The organism is Emticicia oligotrophica DSM 17448, assembly GCF_000263195.1.
Lineage (GTDB): Bacteria > Bacteroidota > Bacteroidia > Cytophagales > Spirosomataceae > Emticicia > Emticicia oligotrophica.
Map to the genome: position 1 here is coordinate 168,124 of NC_018748.1, position 21,408 is coordinate 189,531.

General features: G+C 34.8%; 27 protein-coding genes and 1 pseudogene. 1 reads left to right on the plus strand and 27 read right to left on the minus strand.

All coding sequences use genetic code 11. The features are described 5' to 3' along the window. The first annotated feature begins 72 nt into the window (after positions 1-72). Positions 73-807 carry a LysM peptidoglycan-binding domain-containing protein gene (locus EMTOL_RS00725; protein WP_015027336.1) on the plus strand — a complete coding sequence of 245 codons (735 nt, stop codon included), beginning with the start codon at positions 73-75 and terminating at the stop codon, positions 805-807. Positions 808-863: 56 nt separating this feature from the next. Here EMTOL_RS00725 and EMTOL_RS00730 read toward each other — a convergent pair whose 3' ends face one another. The 27 genes and pseudogenes from EMTOL_RS00730 to rpsQ all read right to left on the minus strand — a co-directional run bounded on the left by EMTOL_RS00730 (position 864) and on the right by rpsQ (position 21,366). Further along, positions 864-1,226: a hypothetical protein gene (locus tag EMTOL_RS00730; protein WP_015027337.1), complete on the minus strand. Its 363-nt coding sequence runs from the start codon at positions 1,224-1,226 to the stop codon at positions 864-866. Between the two features lie 63 nt (positions 1,227-1,289). Continuing rightward, complete coding sequence (hemW, locus tag EMTOL_RS00735; protein ID WP_015027338.1) at positions 1,290-2,465, minus strand: radical SAM family heme chaperone HemW; 1,176 nt, start codon at positions 2,463-2,465, stop codon at positions 1,290-1,292. Positions 2,466-2,538: 73 nt separating this feature from the next. After that, on the minus strand, positions 2,539-3,339 hold the full coding sequence (locus tag EMTOL_RS00740) for a class I SAM-dependent methyltransferase (protein WP_015027339.1): 801 nt from the start codon (positions 3,337-3,339) through the stop codon (positions 2,539-2,541). A gap of 117 nt (positions 3,340-3,456) precedes the next feature. Beyond that, the gene (locus EMTOL_RS00745) at positions 3,457-4,803 is read right to left on the minus strand and encodes a hypothetical protein (RefSeq protein WP_015027340.1); all 1,347 of its coding nucleotides are present in this window, start codon (positions 4,801-4,803) and stop codon (positions 3,457-3,459) included. Between the two features lie 32 nt (positions 4,804-4,835). After that, the gene (locus EMTOL_RS00750) at positions 4,836-5,378 is read right to left on the minus strand and encodes an RNA polymerase sigma factor (protein ID WP_015027341.1); all 543 of its coding nucleotides are present in this window, start codon (positions 5,376-5,378) and stop codon (positions 4,836-4,838) included. Between the two features lie 34 nt (positions 5,379-5,412). Next, on the minus strand, positions 5,413-6,360 hold the full coding sequence (locus EMTOL_RS00755) for an Ig-like domain-containing protein (protein ID WP_015027342.1): 948 nt from the start codon (positions 6,358-6,360) through the stop codon (positions 5,413-5,415). Positions 6,361-6,417: 57 nt separating this feature from the next. Next, positions 6,418-9,615 (minus strand): T9SS type A sorting domain-containing protein, encoded by a 3,198-nt coding sequence (locus tag EMTOL_RS00760; protein ID WP_015027343.1) that lies wholly within the window; start codon positions 9,613-9,615, stop codon positions 6,418-6,420. Positions 9,616-9,734: 119 nt separating this feature from the next. Next, positions 9,735-10,292, minus strand: coding sequence for a 50S ribosomal protein L17 (gene rplQ / locus EMTOL_RS00765; RefSeq protein ID WP_015027344.1), 558 nt, complete (start codon positions 10,290-10,292; stop codon positions 9,735-9,737). 151 nt (positions 10,293-10,443) lie between these two features. Further along, positions 10,444-11,433, minus strand: a complete 990-nt coding sequence (locus tag EMTOL_RS00770; protein WP_015027345.1) for a DNA-directed RNA polymerase subunit alpha — start codon at positions 11,431-11,433, stop codon at positions 10,444-10,446. 116 nt (positions 11,434-11,549) lie between these two features. Next, positions 11,550-12,155, minus strand: a complete 606-nt coding sequence (gene rpsD / locus EMTOL_RS00775) for a 30S ribosomal protein S4 (RefSeq protein WP_015027346.1) — start codon at positions 12,153-12,155, stop codon at positions 11,550-11,552. 226 nt (positions 12,156-12,381) lie between these two features. Continuing rightward, positions 12,382-12,777 (minus strand): 30S ribosomal protein S11, encoded by a 396-nt coding sequence (rpsK, locus tag EMTOL_RS00780; protein ID WP_015027347.1) that lies wholly within the window; start codon positions 12,775-12,777, stop codon positions 12,382-12,384. 121 nt (positions 12,778-12,898) lie between these two features. Beyond that, the gene (gene rpsM / locus EMTOL_RS00785; protein WP_015027348.1) at positions 12,899-13,273 is read right to left on the minus strand and encodes a 30S ribosomal protein S13; all 375 of its coding nucleotides are present in this window, start codon (positions 13,271-13,273) and stop codon (positions 12,899-12,901) included. Positions 13,274-13,278: 5 nt separating this feature from the next. Continuing rightward, positions 13,279-13,395 (minus strand): 50S ribosomal protein L36, encoded by a 117-nt coding sequence (rpmJ, locus tag EMTOL_RS00790; RefSeq protein ID WP_015027349.1) that lies wholly within the window; start codon positions 13,393-13,395, stop codon positions 13,279-13,281. Between the two features lie 150 nt (positions 13,396-13,545). Continuing rightward, positions 13,546-13,764 (minus strand): translation initiation factor IF-1, encoded by a 219-nt coding sequence (gene infA / locus EMTOL_RS00795; RefSeq protein WP_015027350.1) that lies wholly within the window; start codon positions 13,762-13,764, stop codon positions 13,546-13,548. Positions 13,765-13,813: 49 nt separating this feature from the next. After that, positions 13,814-14,623: a type I methionyl aminopeptidase gene (gene map, locus EMTOL_RS00800; protein WP_015027351.1), complete on the minus strand. Its 810-nt coding sequence runs from the start codon at positions 14,621-14,623 to the stop codon at positions 13,814-13,816. Between the two features lie 16 nt (positions 14,624-14,639). Next, on the minus strand, positions 14,640-15,974 hold the full coding sequence (gene secY, locus EMTOL_RS00805) for a preprotein translocase subunit SecY (RefSeq protein ID WP_015027352.1): 1,335 nt from the start codon (positions 15,972-15,974) through the stop codon (positions 14,640-14,642). 297 nt (positions 15,975-16,271) lie between these two features. Continuing rightward, positions 16,272-16,709, minus strand: a pseudogene (gene rplO / locus EMTOL_RS00810) (50S ribosomal protein L15); the annotation flags it as partial. 112 nt (positions 16,710-16,821) lie between these two features. Continuing rightward, the gene (gene rpmD / locus EMTOL_RS00815) at positions 16,822-17,001 is read right to left on the minus strand and encodes a 50S ribosomal protein L30 (RefSeq protein ID WP_015027354.1); all 180 of its coding nucleotides are present in this window, start codon (positions 16,999-17,001) and stop codon (positions 16,822-16,824) included. A gap of 77 nt (positions 17,002-17,078) precedes the next feature. Continuing rightward, on the minus strand, positions 17,079-17,582 hold the full coding sequence (rpsE, locus tag EMTOL_RS00820; RefSeq protein WP_015027355.1) for a 30S ribosomal protein S5: 504 nt from the start codon (positions 17,580-17,582) through the stop codon (positions 17,079-17,081). A gap of 18 nt (positions 17,583-17,600) precedes the next feature. Beyond that, positions 17,601-17,948 carry a 50S ribosomal protein L18 gene (gene rplR, locus EMTOL_RS00825; protein WP_015027356.1) on the minus strand — a complete coding sequence of 116 codons (348 nt, stop codon included), beginning with the start codon at positions 17,946-17,948 and terminating at the stop codon, positions 17,601-17,603. Between the two features lie 71 nt (positions 17,949-18,019). Then, entirely contained in the window at positions 18,020-18,580 is a 561-nt protein-coding gene (gene rplF, locus EMTOL_RS00830) for a 50S ribosomal protein L6 (RefSeq protein ID WP_015027357.1), read from the minus strand. Positions 18,581-18,708: 128 nt separating this feature from the next. Beyond that, positions 18,709-19,110, minus strand: coding sequence for a 30S ribosomal protein S8 (rpsH, locus tag EMTOL_RS00835; RefSeq protein ID WP_015027358.1), 402 nt, complete (start codon positions 19,108-19,110; stop codon positions 18,709-18,711). A gap of 200 nt (positions 19,111-19,310) precedes the next feature. Continuing rightward, positions 19,311-19,580: a 30S ribosomal protein S14 gene (rpsN, locus tag EMTOL_RS00840; RefSeq protein ID WP_015027359.1), complete on the minus strand. Its 270-nt coding sequence runs from the start codon at positions 19,578-19,580 to the stop codon at positions 19,311-19,313. 35 nt (positions 19,581-19,615) lie between these two features. Next, positions 19,616-20,164: a 50S ribosomal protein L5 gene (gene rplE, locus EMTOL_RS00845; protein WP_015027360.1), complete on the minus strand. Its 549-nt coding sequence runs from the start codon at positions 20,162-20,164 to the stop codon at positions 19,616-19,618. An 82-nt stretch (positions 20,165-20,246) separates the two neighbouring features. Continuing rightward, complete coding sequence (gene rplX, locus EMTOL_RS00850; RefSeq protein ID WP_015027361.1) at positions 20,247-20,585, minus strand: 50S ribosomal protein L24; 339 nt, start codon at positions 20,583-20,585, stop codon at positions 20,247-20,249. 60 nt (positions 20,586-20,645) lie between these two features. Then, entirely contained in the window at positions 20,646-21,014 is a 369-nt protein-coding gene (rplN, locus tag EMTOL_RS00855; protein WP_015027362.1) for a 50S ribosomal protein L14, read from the minus strand. Positions 21,015-21,111: 97 nt separating this feature from the next. Beyond that, positions 21,112-21,366, minus strand: coding sequence for a 30S ribosomal protein S17 (gene rpsQ / locus EMTOL_RS00860; RefSeq protein WP_015027363.1), 255 nt, complete (start codon positions 21,364-21,366; stop codon positions 21,112-21,114). Positions 21,367-21,408: the final 42 nt, after the last annotated feature.

Genomic DNA, 21,408 nt, shown 5'->3' on the forward strand with positions numbered 1-21,408 from the left:
TTGTTTAATTGACCTATTGAGCAATAAAAGATACTTGTTTTCCTATTTATAAATTTAAAATTCCCATTTCCCATGCAGTTTGAAGACCGTGAAAATCGAGAACAACGTAATGAACGTCCGAAAGAAGCAACTCGCAATCTACCAATGGCAGTGTTGTTAGTACTTGTGGGTATTATTTTTGCTTTACTATATATTGGTTGGAAGTACATGTCTGATGATACTAATGGCAATGAAGACCTCACAGCAGTTCCTGCTGATACCGTTGCCAACGCGATTAAAAAGCAACCAGAAGAAGAGAAAACGATTGAAGAAGAAACACCTATAAGTAGCTCAACAGCAGAGGCTCTTCCTGAAGTATCTTTAGCAAAAACAGGCAATAAAGATGAGGCTTCAGCAACCAAAGAAGAACCTAAAAAAGAAGAGCTAAAGAAAGAAGAAAAAGCGGTTAAAGAGGAGAAAGTAAAAGAAGAAAAAACAAAAGTTGTTATTCCATCTGGCGGCGAAACCTACACTCATACCGTTGGAGATGGAGAAACATTTTTTGGTATTGCCAACCGCTACAATATGAAAAAAGAAACGCTGAAGGCTCTAAATCCAGGTATTGACGAAAATGGTATTAAAGTAGGTGTAACGAAGCTTAAAGTAAGAATTAAAGCCGTTCATACTGTTGGCCCTGGCGATATTATCAGAGTAGTAAGTAATAAATATGGTGTTTCTCAAACGCTTATTATGCAAGCCAATAAAAAGACTAAAAATTATGCTGCTCGTGGAGAGAAACTGATAATCCCATTCTCTGAAAAGCAGTAAATAAGATTATTATTTCAAAAAAAGCCATTCGAATGAATGGCTTTTTTGATAGGATTTCAAATCAACCCTTTATACGTTTCTCTATTGCTATAAACCATGTAGGAATTCATTAGCAGTAGTGCAATTCCAATTCCCGGTGTTTTCGCAATAAATACTTCAAACAATGCAATATTAACCACTATCGGCAGTAGAAGTAACCAAGCTAGTGGACGCTTAAAATTAGCTAGAAGCATCGCTCCAAAAGCAATTTCTAAAATCTTCACAACAGTCATGTAACCACTTGACATGAGAATTCCAGCCCAAGTAGCAGCATCGCCCGTCATTTCAGGTTTCGGTAGTAAGTGCACAAAGTGCTCAATACCAAATACAAAAAATACTAAACCAACAAGGTAAGTGATGATTAAATTTACGATTTTCATTTTTTTTTAGGTTCAAACGTTGAAAGAAAAATAATAGACTTAATCAAATCTACAATTATTTTTTTAAATCAAAAATAAATCGCCCGCAATTTTATCTGCGAATAGTTTTCCTCTTTGAGTAAGCGTAATTATTTGACTATCAACTTCTATGAAACCTTGTCGCAGATTTTGATTTAATATTTCTTGGTTTGTGGTAATCCACTTTTTACCAACTAGCTTTTCGATTTCTAAAACATCACAACCCCACTTCGTACGCAGACCGGTCATAATATAATCATTGACTTTATCTTCGGGGCTTAGAATTTCAAAATCGGCTGGAACTTGACCTAATAAAAGAGATTTAATGTAGGCAGAATTATTCGAAACATTGAATTGTCGAGTTTCTCCATTAAAGGAATGAGCCGATGGTCCGATTCCTAAATATTCATGACGTTTCCAATAAGAAGTATTATGGCGAGAATATTGGTTATCTCTACAAAAATTTGATATTTCATATTGTTCATACCCCGCATCTGCTAGTGTTTTCACCAAAATATCGAATTGTTGAGAAGCAAATTCTTCATCAATGGGCGGAATTTTATTAATCTGTAGCCATTTCCCGAAAACAGTTTTTTCTTCAATCGTCAAACAATAGGAAGAAATATGAGGTACATTTAATGAAATCGCTTTAGCTAAATCTTCATGCCAAATTTGATGCACTCCACTCTCATATACTTTATTATTTTTTTGTTCTTTTTTAGGAAGTGTCAATAATGGATGAATTCCATAAATCAAATCAATCGTGATATTTTCGAAACCCATATCTTGGGCTAATTTAACTGAACTTTCAGCGTGCTCGGAAGAATGAATCCGATTCAGATACTTTAAGTGATTATCATTAAAAGACTGAATACCAATACTTAAACGATTAATTCCGAACCTTTGTAAAATTGCCAGTCGGTCACGAGTGATATCGTCAGGGTTTGCCTCCATCGTAATCTCAATATCTTCGGCGTAAGTATAATATTTCCGAATAGTCTCAAAAATATCATATAACTCATTCATATTGAGCAAGGAGGGAGTTCCTCCCCCAAAATAAATTGTCTCAAGGCGTTTGTTTTTCAAATAACCTGATTGTAGTTCAATTTCTCGACAAATAGCTTCAACTACCGAACTTTTCAGTGTCAGATTAGTGCTGAAATGAAAGTCACAGTAATGACAGGCTCTACGGCAGAAGGGTATGTGAAGGTATAAATGCAAAAAATACTATTTTTTACCACTCAACAACTGAGGGTGGTTAAAATCATAGAATAGAGCCTTTTAGAAAATTACTCTACTTCGTAGCAACAAAAAAGAAATCAATGCATTTTTCAGGTTCATTCGAAACATGAAAATCGTTTACATCAATAGAAGCAGCCAAACTACCTGTTTCAGCCATTAATTTATTTCTATTAAAACGATTCAATATTTCATAAGGTACTCTAAGCATCCAAGCTGGCAAACGATGTTGCAAATCGAAAATATCAAAACGCATGATTTTATTCACCGATTGCTTATTTTCTTCGTAATAATCCCATACTTTTTTGTTACCTCCTACACCCATAGTTTCGACTTTCGAGAAATACTTTTGCATTAGAGTACGTAATTCTTGCGTGTCATATTCACGTACGTGCCAAGGATTACGGCTCAACGAGTAAGGGCGATTAACAGTAGTTAGCAAAACTTTGCCATTAGGTTTCAAAACACGGGCTATTTCTGCTAAAAATTTATGGTCATCCTGAATATGTTCAATTACTTGGAAAGTAACTACGTAATCAAACGTATTATCTTGAAATGCGGTCAAGTGCGGTAAATCAGCCGTACGAAACGTATGATTCGGGTAAGCCGCTTGTAGTTGGTCAATTAAAGGTTGATTTTTATCTAAACCTGTATAATGCTCACATTTTTCAATGAGTGTCTCAACGCCACGTCCCCAGCCACAGCCTAATTCTAATACATTTCCACTAATAATTTTTGCAGCTTCTACATAAGGAAAGTATAAGCGTTGATGAACAGGATTATCCGATGGAATTTCGGCACTTGTAATTTCGGTTGTTGCGTATTTACTCACTTGCTTGATATTATTTTTTTGCAAAGATAGGGAAGAATTAGGAATTAAGGATTGAGAATTGAAAATATGCTACAATTATCACCTTTAAATTCGCCTAAAAATAAACTTACTCAGATAAAATTCAGTCCATTTTCAGAATTATTAATCTTGTCTCAACAAACTTACACCCATATTTAAACTAAATCCGGTAGTATGATACATGAAGTAATTATCAAGCGAGTGGCGTGAAGACAAAGAAAAAACGACGGATGGTTCAATCCAAAGAGCAATTTTATTATTTACTGGTTTACTCATTCGATACCCTAAGCGAGCATTAAAAGCTGGCTTATTGATAGCATCTGTTTGAATTCCTGCTCTAAAACCCAACGAAAGTGCTTGTAATTTACGAATATCATAAAGTAAATCAGACTGAAGTTCCAAATATTGCCAGTTTTTACGTTCGCTATAAATAGAGTTAGCTGGTGAAACTTCAATGGTGTGTTCATCTATTAATTTTACTACCTTCTGATTCAAATCTGAAACCCCATAACTAATATTAGATTTACCAGCCATATAACTCAATCCTGTACGAATATCTAATTTCTTTGTCAATGGATAAACAAAACCTAATTGTGCGGCAAAACTTAATCGATTTGAAGAACCATTTAAGTTATTGACCATGAAATTATCATTTCTATTAGGCGAAAAAACATAATAACTCAACATTGGACTTACATTTGCAAAGACTTCTGAAGGTGGAATAAAAACCATTCGTTCTCGACTAGGCTCTTCAATTTCATATGGTTCATTACTAGCAATTTGTATTTCAAGGATTTTATTAAAATTACCAAATTTAGCTTTTCTTGAGTCAAGAAATACTAATTTCTCAAATTCAATCATTTTTGAGGTATTTAGACCTGCTTCTTTGCTTAATTCACCTTCAATTGGTGATTTTATTTCAATAGAACTTATTTCATTAATTAGTGTTGAATTTTTATTTTCTGCAATCGTTGGGGATTTAGTCGAGGAAACAACTGCTGAAGAATTCTCACTCACCACTCTTTCCTGATTTGGTTTTGCTATTTTTGCTCGACTGGCAATTGCATCTCTCCTCTCATTTAATTCCACTAAGTTATTATCAGCCTTTTTAGCCTTTTCTCTATTGATATTTACTTCATTGTCAATTATTTGTGTAGATTTAGTAGTCGATTTCGCACTCGTTTGTTTGGATGTAGTAGCATTTATAGTTTTTCCATTAAAGTTGGATACTTTCTTCGAATCATCTAATAAACTTGATAGTAAATATCCCCCAAATAGAAATCCAAGCAAAATTCCAGCGGCTATACTCCTATTTCGAGTATTTGTCCACCAAATAAAAATTGTTCTTTTTTTCTGTTCGGGTTCTATTCGGGCTTGTATATTCGCCCACAAAATATCATTTGGCATTTCCTCAAAATCGTGGAAACGCTCATGGTATTCTTTTTCTAAATTATCTTCAAAGTTTTCCATTTTTTGGTAAACTGTTTTTTAAGATTTAAAATCTAAGCCCTTATGCCTATTTTTTCAAGTTTTTTTCTCAATATTTTTTTGGCAAAAAACAACTGAGATTTTGAGGTTCCCTCTGTAATATTGAGCATTTCACTAATTTCTTGGTGGGAAAATCCGTCAATTACAAACAAATTGAAAACCATCCTTGCTCCATCTGGAAGCTCGTTTACGGCGGTGAGCAATTCCATATTACTCATTTGAGAAATCACATCATCGGTTTCCCAATCTTTGGTTGGTATATCGTGTATTTCATCAATGTTTGTGAAGTTTACTTTCTTATGATAATAATCAATGCATACATTCACTACCACTCTCCTAATCCAGGCACTCATTTGTTCTGCACTTTTCAATTCGTTTAAATTCAAAAAGATTTTCACGAAAGCATCTTGTAATAAATCTTCAGCATCTTCACGATTTTTTGCATATCGTCGGCAAATACCAAAAAAGCGACCTTTATACTGATGATAAAGTGCCGCTTGTGCCTTGGAATCTCTTCTTAGACACCCTTCTAATAATTGACGGTCGTTTGACTGCACAAAAGCTGGGTAAATGGTTTAGGCTATATAAATTTTAATTAAAGTTGATTGAAACTGTTGCCTTGATATATATCTTTTCTGAGCGAAAAAGCCCATATTCGAAAGTCTGAATGCCTTTTGGAGGTGTTGAAGACCTGAAGTAAATCAACCATTTATTGTTATTTTTTTCAATTCTAAGTGTACCTACTGATAGATTTTTGATAATTTTCAATTCTGCATTTTTATAATTCGTGCAAATTCGGTCGTTATCTAATACATTAAGCAATAAATCAGTATCAGTGGTATAACTTAAAATATTTATCACATCATCAGTCATACCTTTCACACATTCTTCCGATTCCAAAACTGATACTTCTACTGGAGCCATTGGATTTTTTTTATTATTAATGCCTACTCTATAAAAGAAAATATCATCGCCCATGAAGTCTTGATTGGAAGTATAAACTATTTTTTGATTGATTATTTCTACTTTACCATTTTTGGGGCGAATTTCAATGCTTAAAGAATTACTGTTGAAATCTCCACAAGTTTTATCATTTTCTAATACATTTATTTCTTTTGCTTTGCCTATTTCGGCTTCAATTTTATCGCCCAAAAGTCCTGCATTACAAGGCAAATCATTTAAACTTGCAACAAAATTCACTTTTATTTCTTCATTGACAGTTGTTCCGCTTAACTCTTTTCCACTTATTGTAAATGAATCATTCAAAGCATTTTGATTCGTTCGACGATAAAATACAAATCCATTTTCTAAAAACTTCGCTTCACCATTTTTAGGGACTTGACTCACTATTAATGCATTTGCTGATTTAAGTTTTTCAAAAGACGTTGGGTCGATACTTAGATTAGATTCCTTTAAAGTATAGAAGGTACTGGTGGTATTTTCTCCTCCATTCATTATCGTGCCTACACTATCTTCTTTTGCTACATCGCATGATAGTACAAGCCACCAAATCAATAAAATAAATAAAATTCGACCCATTTTTGCTTCTTTTATGTACTGACTGATTTCATTTCAAAAGGTTGGAAAACATTCAGATTATTTTTTAATTATTTTTTTAACAACTCTCTTTGATTCTTTTTCTAACAACAATAAGTAAGTTCCTCCTTTAAGTGAACCCAAATCAAGGTAGTTTTGCTCAGCTTTTAAAATTCCCCAATCAATTACTTCACGTCCTAAAATATCCATTAGTCGAGCTCGGGTAGAGTTCGAATTAAATGAGCTTAAATTTACTTGTAATTGTTCCTCGGTGGGATTAGGATAAACCTCTACCTCAAAAGCCTCTTTTACTTCCCCTACTCCTAAAATGGGTTCTACGATTATTTCAATGCTATTTGAGATTACAATACACCCCATTTTTGATAGCTGAATGGCATATTTTCCTGAATCTTGGACTTTTAATGAAGTTTGGGTTGCTTCTGCAATCAGTTTGGTATCTTTTAACCATTGGAAATCTACATTCGTACATCCCTCAACACTGAGCGTACTAATTTCATCGCTTTTTATAAATAATTTATCTGCATTGATTTTAGGAGGATTAATGAGTAAGAATTTGTCGTACTCTTCACTTGCACAACCTTTTAGATTAATCTCATCTGTTTCATTGATACATCCATCATCACGTTTAATAATTCCCTTGTAACGTGCTTTGTCTTTAATAAATATTTCGTTTGAATTTTGACCAACTATTGGCACATCATTTTTCGTCCAAGTATAGTTGTATTTGGTATTTTGTTCAGTAAATACCTTAAAAGAATCTATTACACATCCCGAACCTGCGTAAGCATAGCCGAGGTTTAGCTTAAAATCATTCTTTCTTTCGTAATTAATGAATGAATTATAGTTACAGGTTTTTCCTGTATTAGGTTCTTTATATTGCACTGAAAAAGTATAAAAGCCTCCTTTGTTGACTCTTAGAAATGGCTGCGTCGCTTCTGGAATTATTTTATCATCTTTTCGCCAAATGATGCTCTCATAACCAAACCTTTGCACAAAAGAATCATCAATTTTCAATAAAGCTTGAGCACCACAATTATCTTCTATTTTGGAAATTGGTAAAGATTTTGGAAAATCTTCAGCTACTATTTTATATTTACCAGAAGTATATGTTTTGTTTTCAGACGGAAAAAAAATGCTGACATTATATTCCCCAGTTATAATAGGTTTAAAATGAGCATTAGTAGAATCTTTGATTAATTGGCCATTCAAAAACCATTGAAATTTATTTTTAGGGTCATCAATAGGCATGTTATTATCATTTTCACCCCAAGTTGGTTTTAAAAAGGGAACAGGTTTACAGTAATCTTGGTCGTCATAAAAAATTCCTTTGGAAATTTGAAGAGCTAAACCGTTTTTAATGTTCACTTCATTTGATTCTTTTATGATATTACCCTCATCATAATATCTTTTTACTTTATAAATACCATCGCTACTATAAAAATAATCTGAATTTGTATTTGTGTTAGGAGATACTACTTTTACCAATGTATCATTCCGATACCATTCAATTTTACCTTTTAAAAAAAATCTGTCATCAAAAGAGGTGATATATAAATATTTACCTTGATTAAAGATGCTAATTTGAACTGGAAATGGGTTAACACTTGGATAGATAAGAATCGTATTTGAGCTACTGACTTGGCAAGAAGTATTAGTTTTGTTGATTAATTTCAAACTATAATATCCTGCTTCTTTGGCTTGAAATAATGCTTGTGTAGCATTTGAAATTGCTTCTCCGTTTTTGTACCATTGATAATTGAAATTGTAATTGTCTAATATTGCATCTGATAATGTCAAATTACCACTCAAATTATAATTTCTTATGATACTAACATTCTTATTGTTGCAACTACTTTCATAAAGTTCAACATTTGTTTTCAAAAAACCATAACTATTACCTACTCTTATATAACTTGTATAGCCTGAAACATAGATGTTTCTTTTCGAATCAATAGTCATAGAAGTAATATTTGTTGACGCACTGGTACTATTATCTACTTTTGGCGTTGCCGATATAAGTTTGCCTTGAGTATCAAACTTTACTATATATCGAAATAGACCATTTACATTAATTATTTCTTTTGATTCAATACTTAAAGAGTTTATCATAGTTCCAAAAATATAAGGCTCTCCATTAGTATTCAATTTTAATAGTTGTACTGTTGTAAAATGTGTTGCATCTATATCCTTTAGATAAGATATATTCTTAACCCAGTCCATTTTTCCGTCAGTATCGTTAATTTTCGCTACAAAAATACTCTTTCCATTGGTAGTTTTGATATTGACATTTAACATATCGAACTTAGCATTATCAGACATAATTCCTGCCAAATATACATTGCCCAGTTTATCACTTTCAATATTATGGCATTTATCTTCAACTTTTCCAGCGATAGTTTTTACCCATAAAAATTGACCATTTTTATCGTATTTAGCATAAAAAATATCTTCTACTCCCTCAGATTCGAGGATATTTCCATTTATCGTTAAACTACCCTTGAAATCACCAACTATAAAAACCTCGCTTTTAGAATTAACACTTATGGCATTTAAAGCCAAGTTTTCATTAAATGATTTTGCCCAAATGTAATTTCCATTTCTATCTAATTTCAAGATATATGGTTCTGGGTTATTTCCGGTTGTTTTCAAGATTTGTTTACCTTCAACTTCCAAAGTATTTTTATATTTCCCTATTATATGCAAATTCCCCTGACTATCAATTTTTGGCTTTAACGTTCCATCATCACTACTCCCAAGATATTTTTTTGCCCATTTCAATTTACCTTCACTAGTATATTTTGCAACAAAAATATCTCCTGTTGAACTGTACAATATATTATTAGAATCAAAAGTGATTTTCTGATAAAATTTACCAATTAGATAAACATTACTACTATCATCTACCAATACATGATTTTTTGAACCTGCATTTTCAAATGTAATCAACCATTGAATTTCTTTATTAGGTTTAAATTTTGCTACAAATCCCCCAGAATTATACAACGTCTTTCTTATCAAATTTCTGTTTTCATAACTAATTGCTAATCCCCCTAAACTATCATTTTTATTATAAGACAAAAACACACCCGTGGTAATAAAGTTATCATCTTTATCAATCTCGACATCATGCACTCTACAATCTTTATAATTACCTCCAAAGTTAAACTCTACATCGCCTTGGCCAAAAGCGAGCTGAAATAGATTAAAACATGCAACAACAAGATATATCTTTTTCATATGTCTGAAATTAAAATGTTACTTGTATTCTTTGACTAAAAGTAACATCAATAGGTTGTAAAAGGTCAAAAAAAAACCTCAAACTTTCGTTTGAGGTTTTTCTGAAACTTCAAAAGTTTTTAAGCTTCTTTTGTTTCTTCGCCTTCAGCGGCTGGAGTTTCGTCTTGTGCTGGTGCTTCTACTACTGCAGGAGCTGCCGCTTCTTCAACTACTTCAACTGATGATTCATCAGCAACAGCAGCTGTTTCAGCTTTTTTACCACCACGACGACTACGACGCGTTTTCGTAGATTTCTCTTCAACTGAAGTCAATAATGCTTCGTTATAGTCAACCAATTCAATTAGAGCTACCTCAGCGTTATCACCAAAACGAGTTCCTAACTTGATGATACGAGTGTATCCACCATTACGATTAGCAACTTTCTCAGCAATTTCACCAAACAAAGTTTTGATAGCTTCTTTGTCTTGCAAGTAAGAGAAAACAGTTCTACGTGAGTGCGTGCTGTCATTTTTTGATTTCGTAATCAAAGGCTCAACATATTTACGCAATTCTTTAGCCTTAGCCAAAGTTGTTTCAATACGCTTGTTTTGAATTAATGAAATCGCCATGTTTTTCAACAAAGCATCTCTGTGAGAATGTGTTCTACCTAAATGGTTGATTTTATTTCCGTGTCTCATTGTAATTGTTTCGTAAGTAACGGTCAAAATAGCCTACGCAGTCTTGGCAATTCCACCTATTACGATTATAAATTTATTAACTCGATAACTGCGGTTCGAAAAATATAAAAAATCCTCTTTCTATTTAGCATAGAAAGAGGAAGGTTCACTATCAATCTTCGTCTAACTTATATTTCGTTACATCCATACCGAAATGTAAGCCTTTGTCAGCAACTAATTGCTCCAACTCCGTTAAAGACTTCTTACCGAAGTTACGGAATTTCATCATATCAGCTACTTCAAGTCTTGCTAAATCGCCTAATGTACGAATATCAGCAGATTTCAAACAGTTGTACGCACGTACTGATAAATCTAAATCTTGTAAAGAAGTCTTCAACAACTTACGCATGTGTAAGAATTCTTCATCAACAATATTATCTTCATCATCTTTCTTGGTATCAAATACCATGTTTTCGTCCGTAAACTTCAAGAAGTGTTGAATCAAAATATGAGCAGCTTCTTGTAAGGCTCTCTCTGGGTGGATTGAACCATCCGTTTTGATTTCAAGTAAAAGTTTTTCGTAGTCAGTTCTTTGTTCTACACGCGTATTTTCAATGCTATATTTAACATTTTTGATAGGTGTAAAAATAGAATCTATAGAAATGAATCCAATCGGAAGGTCATTTTGCTTTTGCTCATCAGCAGCTACATAACCACGACCTTTATCTACGATAAGCTCGATTTCTAATTCCTTTTGGTCATCCATACGAGCGATAACCAAGTCAGGATTTAAAATTTGGAAACTTTGAGTAAATTTTCCGAGGTCTCCAGCTGTAACAACAGCTTGGTTTTTGATTCTAACCGTAAATTTGTTATCTACATAGTCAGAAACTTTTTTGAAACGAACCATTTTAAGGTTTAAGATGATTTCTGTTACATCATCTACAACTCCTTCAATGCTCGAAAATTCGTGTAATACCCCCGGGAATCTTACAGAAGTAATTGCGTAACCCTCTAATGAAGATAACAAAATACGACGAAGTGCGTTTCCGATGGTCACACCATACCCTCTTTCGAGTGGTTTAAACTCGAAAAAGCCATGGAAGTCGTCAGCCTTTTCCATGACGACCTTGTCAGGCATTTGAAATGCTAATATTGACATACGTATGCAGTGTGTTTGTTTTCGTTAACTGAAAGGTGGATAGCTACCCCACCAATAAAAAACGTAGCTGTGCCACTACTGTTTTTGACAGTAATGGCACAACCACTATACAAATATTATTTGTTATACAACTCGACGATAGCCTGCTCGTTGAAGTTTTCTGGAATTTCATCACGTTCTGGGTAGTTGATAAATTTACCAACTAACTCTGTTGAATCCCATTCTAACCAATTGTAGCGTTTTGTATTGCGTGCTTTTAAGCTTTCTGTAATAGCTACAAGAGCTTTAGATTTTTCACGAACACCTACAATTTGACCTGGCTTAAGAATCAATGAAGGAACATTAAGTACCGCACCATCTACTGTAATGTGGCAGTGAGTTACTAACTGACGAGCCGCACGACGAGTTGGAGCAATTCCTAATCTGTAAACAGTATTATCTAAACGACCTTCACAAAGTTTCAAAAGGTTATCACCAGTACGTCCTTCTTTAACAGAAGCAAGATGGAAGAAACGTGCAAACTGACGCTCTAAAATACCATAAGTGTATTTTACCTTTTGCTTTTCGATTAATTGTTGGCCGTATTCTGATTTTTTACTTTTGCGACCTTTTCCGTGTTGGCCTGGAGGATAAGCTTTTTTTGTTAATGCCTTGCTTGGACCCATTACTGGTTCACCAAACTTTCTTGAAATCCTTACTTTTGGACCTGTGTATCTTGCCATTTTAATGAAATTTTTAATGAAATAGAGATTGATTAGCCCCAATGTCCAAACTATCAATCATTTGGAAAACCAAATTGCAAAACTGCCACCTACTTCATCTCGTATCTAAACGATTGAATTGAAAAATTATTGTATAATGAAGAAAACAAAAGAACGAAGACAATTAAACTAAAATTATGACCGAAATCAAACTTAGCTTCTTTGTTTTCATTCTTTTGTAAATATGTTAAACTCTTCTACGTTTCGGAGGGCGACATCCATTATGTGGTAATGGAGTCACATCAGTAATGGTAGTAACTTCGATTCCCGAATTTTGAACAGTACGGATTGCAGACTCACGTCCAGCCCCTGGTCCTTTTACGAAAACTTCTGCTTTACGCATACCTGCTTCGTAAGCTACTTGAGCACAGCTCTGAGCGGCCATTTGAGCGGCGTATGGAGTATTTTTCTTTGAACCTTTAAAACCCATTTTACCTGCTGAACCCCAAGAAATAACTTGACCTTGGCTGTTTGTAACAGAAATAATGATGTTATTGAAAGATGCTTTAATGTGAACTTGGCCTACTGGCTCAACAATCACAACTCTCTTTTTTGCTTTATCTTTTCTTTTTGCTTGTGCCATTGTGACAAAACATTGTTAAATGATTGGCAGTACAGAAATGCCTGTACTCTGTTCGATTTTCTTCCCCTAAAATGCAATGAGAAAATCCTAAATTGTTTATACTCCCCGCAGGAGTTAGGGGTTACTTAGTAGCTTTCTTCTTGTTAGCTACAGTCTTACGCTTACCTTTACGAGTACGTGAATTGTTTTTAGTACGTTGTCCACGAAGTGGTAAACCTTTACGGTGACGAACACCACGATAACAACCAATGTCCATCAAACGTTTGATAGCAAGTTGTACTTCTGAACGTAATTGACCTTCAACAGTCATTTCCTCTGCGATAATACCACGGATAGCGTTAGCCTCACTGTCATTCCACTCGCCAGCTTTCTTGTCGAAGCTTACATTAGCTTTAGTAAGAATTTTTTGTGATGAACTACGGCCAATACCGTAAATGTACGTAAGGGCGATTTCGCCTCTTTTTTTGTCTGGGATATCAACACCTGCAATCCTCATAGAAATTAGCCTTGTCTTTGTTTAAACTTAGGATTCTTTTTGTTAATAACGTAAATTTTACCCTTTCTACGGATAACTTTACATTCAGCACTACGCTTTTTTACTGATGCTTTAACTTTCATAACAATATTTAAAACACCCCTAACCCCTGAAGGGGAATTTAATTGTAAGAATTCTGCGTGATTTGGGGTTTATAAGTTTCACGAAAATTCAATTAAAATTATTATTGTCGTTTTAAGCGAGTACCATAATACCCTATATGGGTTTGGGGGTTACTTATAACGATATGTAATACGAGCTTTTGATAAATCATAAGGTGACATTTCAAGTCTTACCTTATCACCTGGCAAAATACGAATATAATTCATTCTCATTTTGCCTGAAATATGAGCGATCAACTCATGCTGATTCTCTAAACGCACACGAAACATGGCATTAGAAAGAGCTTCAGTAATGATTCCGTCAACTTCGATATTTGATTGTTTTGCCATTTAATTTTCAATGCCGATTTTACAACTTGGTAAAATCACGATTCTTGTATTATGCAATTACTAAATTTTTCTTTGCTAACACCTCTTCAATATATTGGAAAGTTGTTAGGATTTCTGCTGAATTTTTTCTTACCACTACAGTGTGCTCAAAATGAGCTGCCTGCTTTTTGTCTTCAGTACGAATTGTCCAATTATCATTTTCTTGTACAACTCCTCTTTTACCTAAGGTAATCATCGGCTCGATAGCTAATACCATTCCTTCAAGTAGCTTTGGACCATTCCCCCTTTTACCAAAATTAGGTACCTCGGGAGCCTCGTGTAGATATTTTCCAACACCATGCCCAACCAACTCTCTAACTACTCCGTAGGTATGACTTTCAGCGTAGTTTTGAATGGCGTAACTTAAGTCTCCCATTCTATTACCAACTCGTGCTTGCTCTATACCTTTAAATAGTGAACGGTAAGTATGCTTTAGAAGTTCGATTACTTCATCGGCAACATTTCCAACAGTGTAAGTGTATGCACTATCTGCATGAAATCCGTTTTTATAAACTCCACAATCTATCGAAACTACATCGCCATCTTTCAATTCTCGATTACTAGGAATTCCGTGAACAACTACTTCATTGACTGAAATACATAGACTGGCAGGAAATCCGTTGTAATTTAAAAATGATGGTTTAGCCGCATTATCTTTGATATATTCAAAAGCAATTTTATCAAGTGCTTTTGTTGAAATACCCGGCTCAATTAATTTGGCTACTTCAGCATGAGCTTTACCTAAAATTTGGCCATTCTCTCTGATAATTTCTAACTCTTCCTCAGATTTTAGATAAACTATTCTATCTTTTTTACTCATGGTGACGTTTTAGTTTTTAAGCAGGTACGTTTGCATCAACTTGACGTCCTTGGATACGACCAGATTGCATTAAACCTTCGTAACGCTTCATTAGTAAATAACTCTCAATTTGCTGTAATGTATCTAAAACTACACCAACAAGAATCAATAATGACGTACCTCCGAAGAATGAAGCAAATCCTTGAGTCATTCCTAAAAGACCAGCAAATGCAGGCAAGATAGCGATAACCGCTAAAAGCACACCACCTGGTAAAGTAATTCTATCTAAAACATCGGCTACAAAATCTGATGTTGGTTGACCCGGCTTAACACCTGGAATAAATCCACCACCACGTTTCATATCATCAGCGATTTGATTTGGATTAATCGAAATTGCTGTATAGAAAAATGTAAATCCAATAATTAAGATAGCATAGATAACACAATATTGCCATGAAGTAGGGCTATTCATAACTATTGCCCAGCTTTGGAATGTATCACTCTTAGTACTTTCAGCCAAATATGTAAGCACTAAACCTGGAATAAACATCAAGGCTTGTCCAAAAATAATTGGCATTACACCTGCAATATTTAATTTAAGTGGTAAATACTGACGTTGACCAGTTACAACCTTATTTCCAACAATTTGCTTTGCATATTGAACTGGAATACGGCGAGTAGCTTGTGTAATTGCAACTGCAAAAAGTACAACCAAGAATAATGCTACAATTTCAAGTACGAAGAAAAGAATTTGGCCATTTCCACCTCTTGATTGAGCTTCACCGATGATAGCACCAGGGAATCTAGAAACGATACCAATCATAATCATCATCGAAATACCATTACCAACTCCTTTCTCTGTCATTCTCTCACCTAACCACATACACATTACAGTACCAGAAACAATTAGAATTACTGAACTGAAATAGAATAATCCTTGGTTAATAGTGATAGCATCAGTCGAAATTGTTGCCCTTACATATGTAAAAGCCTGAGCTGCAGCTACAATAATTGTGAGCCAACGAGTAATTTGATTCAATTTTCTACGACCAGACTCTCCTTCTTTTTGTAATTTACTAAAATAAGGTAAAGCAAGGGTAAGCAATTGTATGGCGATTGAAGCCGAAATGTAAGGCATAATTCCTAATGCCATTACAGAGGCATTTTGGAAAGCACCACCAACGAGTGTATTTAATAACCCAAGCAAACCATTGCTTTGAGTTAAATCTTTCAATTTTGCTACATCAACACCTGGTAAAACCACGTGCGAACCAATTCTGAAAACTAAGATGATTAATATAGTATTGAGAATTCTTTTTCTCAACTCTTCTATTGACCAAATGTTTCGGAGTGTCGTAATGAATTTGTTCATTTTAATAGGAAAAACAAGGCGTTTTAATGAAATATGTACTTAATAAATAGTTAGGAATTATATAAGCTTGTAAGCAATAGAACTTCACTATTTAGTAGTGTGTAAATTGCTAACTTACAAATGTAATAATTCTAATACAAAATTACAAGTTAGCAATTTTCAAGCTAACGCCCGCAATTATTTTTAGTTTGCCTCCTTCGACTTTTTAGTTGCTTTTTTAGGCTTCTCTTCAACAACAACTTCAACAGCTGGAGCAGCTACTTCAGCAGCAGCTTCACGGTTGAAAGTGGCATCTACTGTAGCTGAACCACCAGCTTTTTCGATTGCCGCAATTGCTGATGCAGAGAAAGCATTAGCACGTAAATTAACTGTTGCAGTCAATTCACCACGACCTAATACTTTTACCAAATCAGATTTTGAGATAAGACCATTGCTATAAAGTACACCAAGATCAATATTGCTGATACCAGTTTTATCAAATAATGCTTGGATTGTATCTAAGTTAATAGCTTTGTAAGCAACACGGTTAATATTTTTGAAACCAAACTTAGGCACACGGCGTTGTAATGGCATCTGTCCACCTTCAAAACCACGTTTTTGGCTATAACCAGAACGAGATTTTGCACCTTTATGACCACGTTTAGCAGTACCACCACCACCAGAACCATGACCACGACCTACTCTGTCATTTGCTTTTACCGAACCTTTCGCAGGTTTTAGAGTTTCTAATTTCATTGTAATTTCGATAATAAAATCGGGTTAATAATACGCAAATCTGACCTTCAGATTCACTCGGCTATGCCTTTGCCAAAAATATGGCAACAAATTAAGAACTTTCAATAAAGAATTAAGCTTCTTCAACAACAATTAAGTGTTGTACAGAATTAATCATTCCTTTCAAAGCTGGATTTAACTCCTTCTCAACAGTACGATTTATCTTGCCTAATCCAAGAGCAGCGATAGTACGCTTTTGAACTTCAGGACGACCAATTGCACTTCTAACTTGTGTAATTTTTACCTTTGCCATTTTTTTATTAGCTATATGCAATAAGCTTTAAGTGAGTCTAGAATTTGAATTCAAAACTCACTTAAAGCTCAAAGCTATTATCCGTTGAATACTTTATTCATTTTTACACTACGTTGGAAAGCTACTGAATGTGGGGCTCTCATTTGAGCAAGAGCATCAATAGTTGCTTTAACTACGTTGTGAGGGTTTGATGAACCTTTAGATTTTGCTAATACGTTATGAATACCAGCAGCTTCTAAAACGGCACGCATCGCACCACCAGCAATAATACCTGTACCAGGTGCTGCAGGCTTAACAAATACGAAACCACCTGAGAATTTACCGTGGATTTCATGAGGTACAGTGTCGTTGATTACAGGAACTGAAACCAAGTTTTTCTTAGCATCTTCAATAGCTTTTGCGATTGCATCAGTTACTTCATTTGCTTTACCTAAGCCTTGTCCTACAACTCCCTTACCATCGCCTAATACAACGATAGCTGAGAAGCTAAAACGACGACCACCTTTTACTACTTTTGCTACACGATTGATGGCGACTACTCTTTCTTTGAGTTCTGCCTCGTTTACTTTTGCTTTGTTCATTGATTCAGAATTTCAAGATTAGAATTTCAAACCGCCTTCTCTGGCTCCTTCAGCCACAGCTTTAATATTACCATGATACAAATAACCGTTACGGTCGAAAACACAGGCAAGGACTCCCTTTTCAGCCGCTTTTTCAGCTATTTTTTTACCAACTTCTTTCGAATTGTCGATTTTTACACCTTTCAACCCTAACTCGGTTGTTGAAGCTGCAGCTAAAGTAACACCTTTAGTATCATCAATCAATTGAGCGTAAATGGCAGTATTTGAACGGAATACCGTCAAACGTGGTCTCTCTGCAGTTCCAGAGATTTTGTTACGGATACTCCACTTAATTTTTTGTCTTCTATCAGTTTTTACACTTGACATTGTATTTGCTATTTTGTGATTTTCAGAGCAGCAAGCAATTACTTGTTTCTCCTACGTCTTGTGTCTAATGATTATTTTTTCTTACCTGATGTTTTACCAGCCTTACGACGAATAACTTCACCAACAAATCTAATACCTTTTCCTTTGTATGGTTCAGTTTTACGAAGTGACTTGATTTTTGAAGCTACTAAGCCAATCAATTGCTTATCTGTTCCTTCAAGACTTACCATCGGGTTTTTACCTTTTTCCATCGCAGTTGTTACTTTCAATTCTGAAGGAACTACAAAGTAAACATTGTGAGAGAAACCTAAGCTTAAATCAAGGACATTACCATTATTAGCGGCTTTGTAACCAACACCGACGATTTCCATATCAACTTTATAGCCAGTGCTAACACCAATAACCATATTATTGATTAATGAGCGATACAAACCGTGAAGGGCTTTGTGTCTTTTTTGTTCAGTTGGTCTTTCAACTTTCAATTCGTTATTTTCAACAGAAACTGTGATATCCGAATCAACCTTTTGTGTAAGAGTTCCCTTTGGACCTTTAACTGTAACAATATTTTGGTCATCTACCGAAATACTTACACCACTTGGAAGGGCAACTGGTTTTTTACCAATTCTTGACATTTTTTAAATAGTTTAAGGCTTCAAAACACTTTCGTGAGCACGAGTTATTAAGAGCGGTCAACAAAAAATTTACTTGAGAGAGAGACCTTTATGCACTGATAAAAGCACATAAGGTCAATAATTTTATATTAATATACGTAGCACAATACTTCGCCACCTACTTTCAATGCACGAGCTTCTTTATCTGTCATTACACCTTTAGATGTAGAAACGATAGCAATGCCCAATCCATTTAACACACGTGGAATTTCAGTTGTACCAGCATATTTACGTAAACCTGGTTTAGAAACACGCTTCAAATCTACGATTGCTGGTTGTTTCGTAACTGGGTTATACTTTAATGCGATTTTGATTACTCCTTGAGGAGCAGTATCTTCAAATTTATAACTTTGAATAAAGCCTTTATCGTAAAGTACTTGAGTAATCGCTTTTTTGATGTTCGAAGCAGGAATTTCTACCACTCTGTGACGTGCTTTGATAGCATTGCGTACACGGGTAAGGAAGTCTGCTATTGGATCCGTTGTAATCATTGTTGATATTTAATTTTGGATACCTAAGCCAACGTTGAGCAGTATCGTGAGCACGACTTTCTCAACTGGGCTGCAAAATTAGAAAATGTATTTCAAAAAAAGTAATATTTGTATAAGTTATTCATGGAAAATATAAATATTCTTCATTAAGTTATATAAAAACCTTGAATATTTACATCTATACAGATACTTCTACAAAATTACCAAGATGCTTTTGTAACACCTGGGATTAACCCTTTACTTGCCATTTCACGGAAAGTAACACGATTGATACCAAATTTACGCATATATCCTCTTGGACGGCCTGTCAATTGACAACGGTTGTGTAAACGTACAGGTGAAGCGTTGCGAGGTAGTTTATCTAAAGCGGCATAGTCTCCTGCTTCTTTCAAAGCAGCACGCTTTGTAGCGTATTTAGCAACTGTAGCTGCTTTTTTTCTATCTCTTGCTTTTATTGATTCTTTTGCCATCGTATGACTGAATTATTAATATCGAAATCTAAATATTATTTCTTAATGCTTGCGAATGGCATACCCATTGCTTTTAGTAGTTCGTAAGCTTCAGCATCTGTTTGAGCTGATGTAACGAAAGTAATATCCATACCTTGAATCTTAGAGATTTTGTCAATCGAGATTTCAGGGAAGATAATTTGCTCTTTTACACCAAAGGTATAGTTTCCGCGTCCATCAAATCCTTTATCGCTGATACCTTTGAAGTCACGTACACGTGGTAGAGCAATGGCAGTTAAACGGTCTAAGAATTCATACATTCTATCACCACGTAAAGTTACTTTCACACCAATTGGCATGTTTTCACGTAGTTTGAAGTTAGAAACGGCTTTCTTAGAAAGTGTAGCTACTGCTTTTTGACCAGTAATGTTTGTAATTTCTTCGATACTACTATCGATTAATTTCTTGTCTCCAGTTGCAGCTCCTACTCCACGATTTACTACAATCTTTTGAAGTACAGGAACCTGCATAACTGATTTGTACCCAAATTTCTCTTTAAGAGCTGGTACAACTTCGTTTGTGTATTTGTTTTTTAAACGTGCCATTAGTTTTTTTAATAGGAGGATTTCCGACCCTCATATTTATTAATAAGAGCTTCGGCAGAAGCTAATATCAAATGGTAATTAATTAAATAAATTTTCCAGTTTCCTTAGAAAATCTTTGAAGTTTTCCTTTGTCGTTTTCTTTACGACCAGTACGTGTTGGTTTTCCAGTTGCTGGATCAACTAACATTACGTTACTGATATGAATTGAACCTGCAAACTCACGGATTTCACCTTGTGGTGATTGTGCCGATGGTTTCACGTGTTTTTTCATCATGTTTACACCATCAACAACTACACGTTGCTTTGATGTAATCACTTCGCTGATAACGCCACGCTTTCCTTTAGCATTGCCGGCAATTACTTCAACAGTATCGCCAGTGCGTACGTGTTGTTTCTGCTGCTTATTGAATTTTCTTTCCATTACTTTGAATTTGAAAATTTTGAAATTTTTTAGATTTGAATATTATGCGAATATATCAAATTAAAGAACTTCAGGAGCCAAAGAAACGATTTTCATGAATTGTTTCTCACGCAATTCGCGAGCAACAGGTCCAAAAATACGCGTGCCACGTGGCTCATCTTGATTGTTTAATAATACAACTGCGTTGTCTTCAAAACGAATGTAAGTACCATCCTTGCGACGAACTTCTTTAGTAGTTCTCACAACAACAGCCTTCGATACAGTTCCTTTCTTCATATTTGAAGATGAAAGGGCTGATTTCACCGTAACGACAACCTTATCACCGATTGATGCATAACGCTTACGTGTGCCACCCAATACACGGATAACAAGCACTTCTTTTGCACCACTGTTGTCGGCAACACCTGCTCTTGATTCTTGCTGTAACATTGTCTTATAAATTTTTAAAACCCCTAAGTCGGATTAGTTGCTCAAGGGGAATTTGGTTAATAGCATTCTCCAGCATTGGAGAATTAAATTGGGGCTATTATTTCGCTTTTTCTACGATTTCTACTAATCTCCAATTTTTGTTTTTGCTCAAAGGACGAGTTTCTTGAATTTTCACAGTATCACCGATACCTGCTTCATTGTTCTCGTCATGGAACATAAACTTCTTGGTTTTGAGCATGAACTTTCCGTACTTCGGATGTTTCAATTTACGAACTACAGCTACAACACCTGACTTATCCATCTTGTTGCTAACTACTGTTCCGATACGCTCTTTTCTGAGATTTCTTTCCATTGTTCAGATACTTGATATCCTGCTGTTCACAGGGATTGCTAA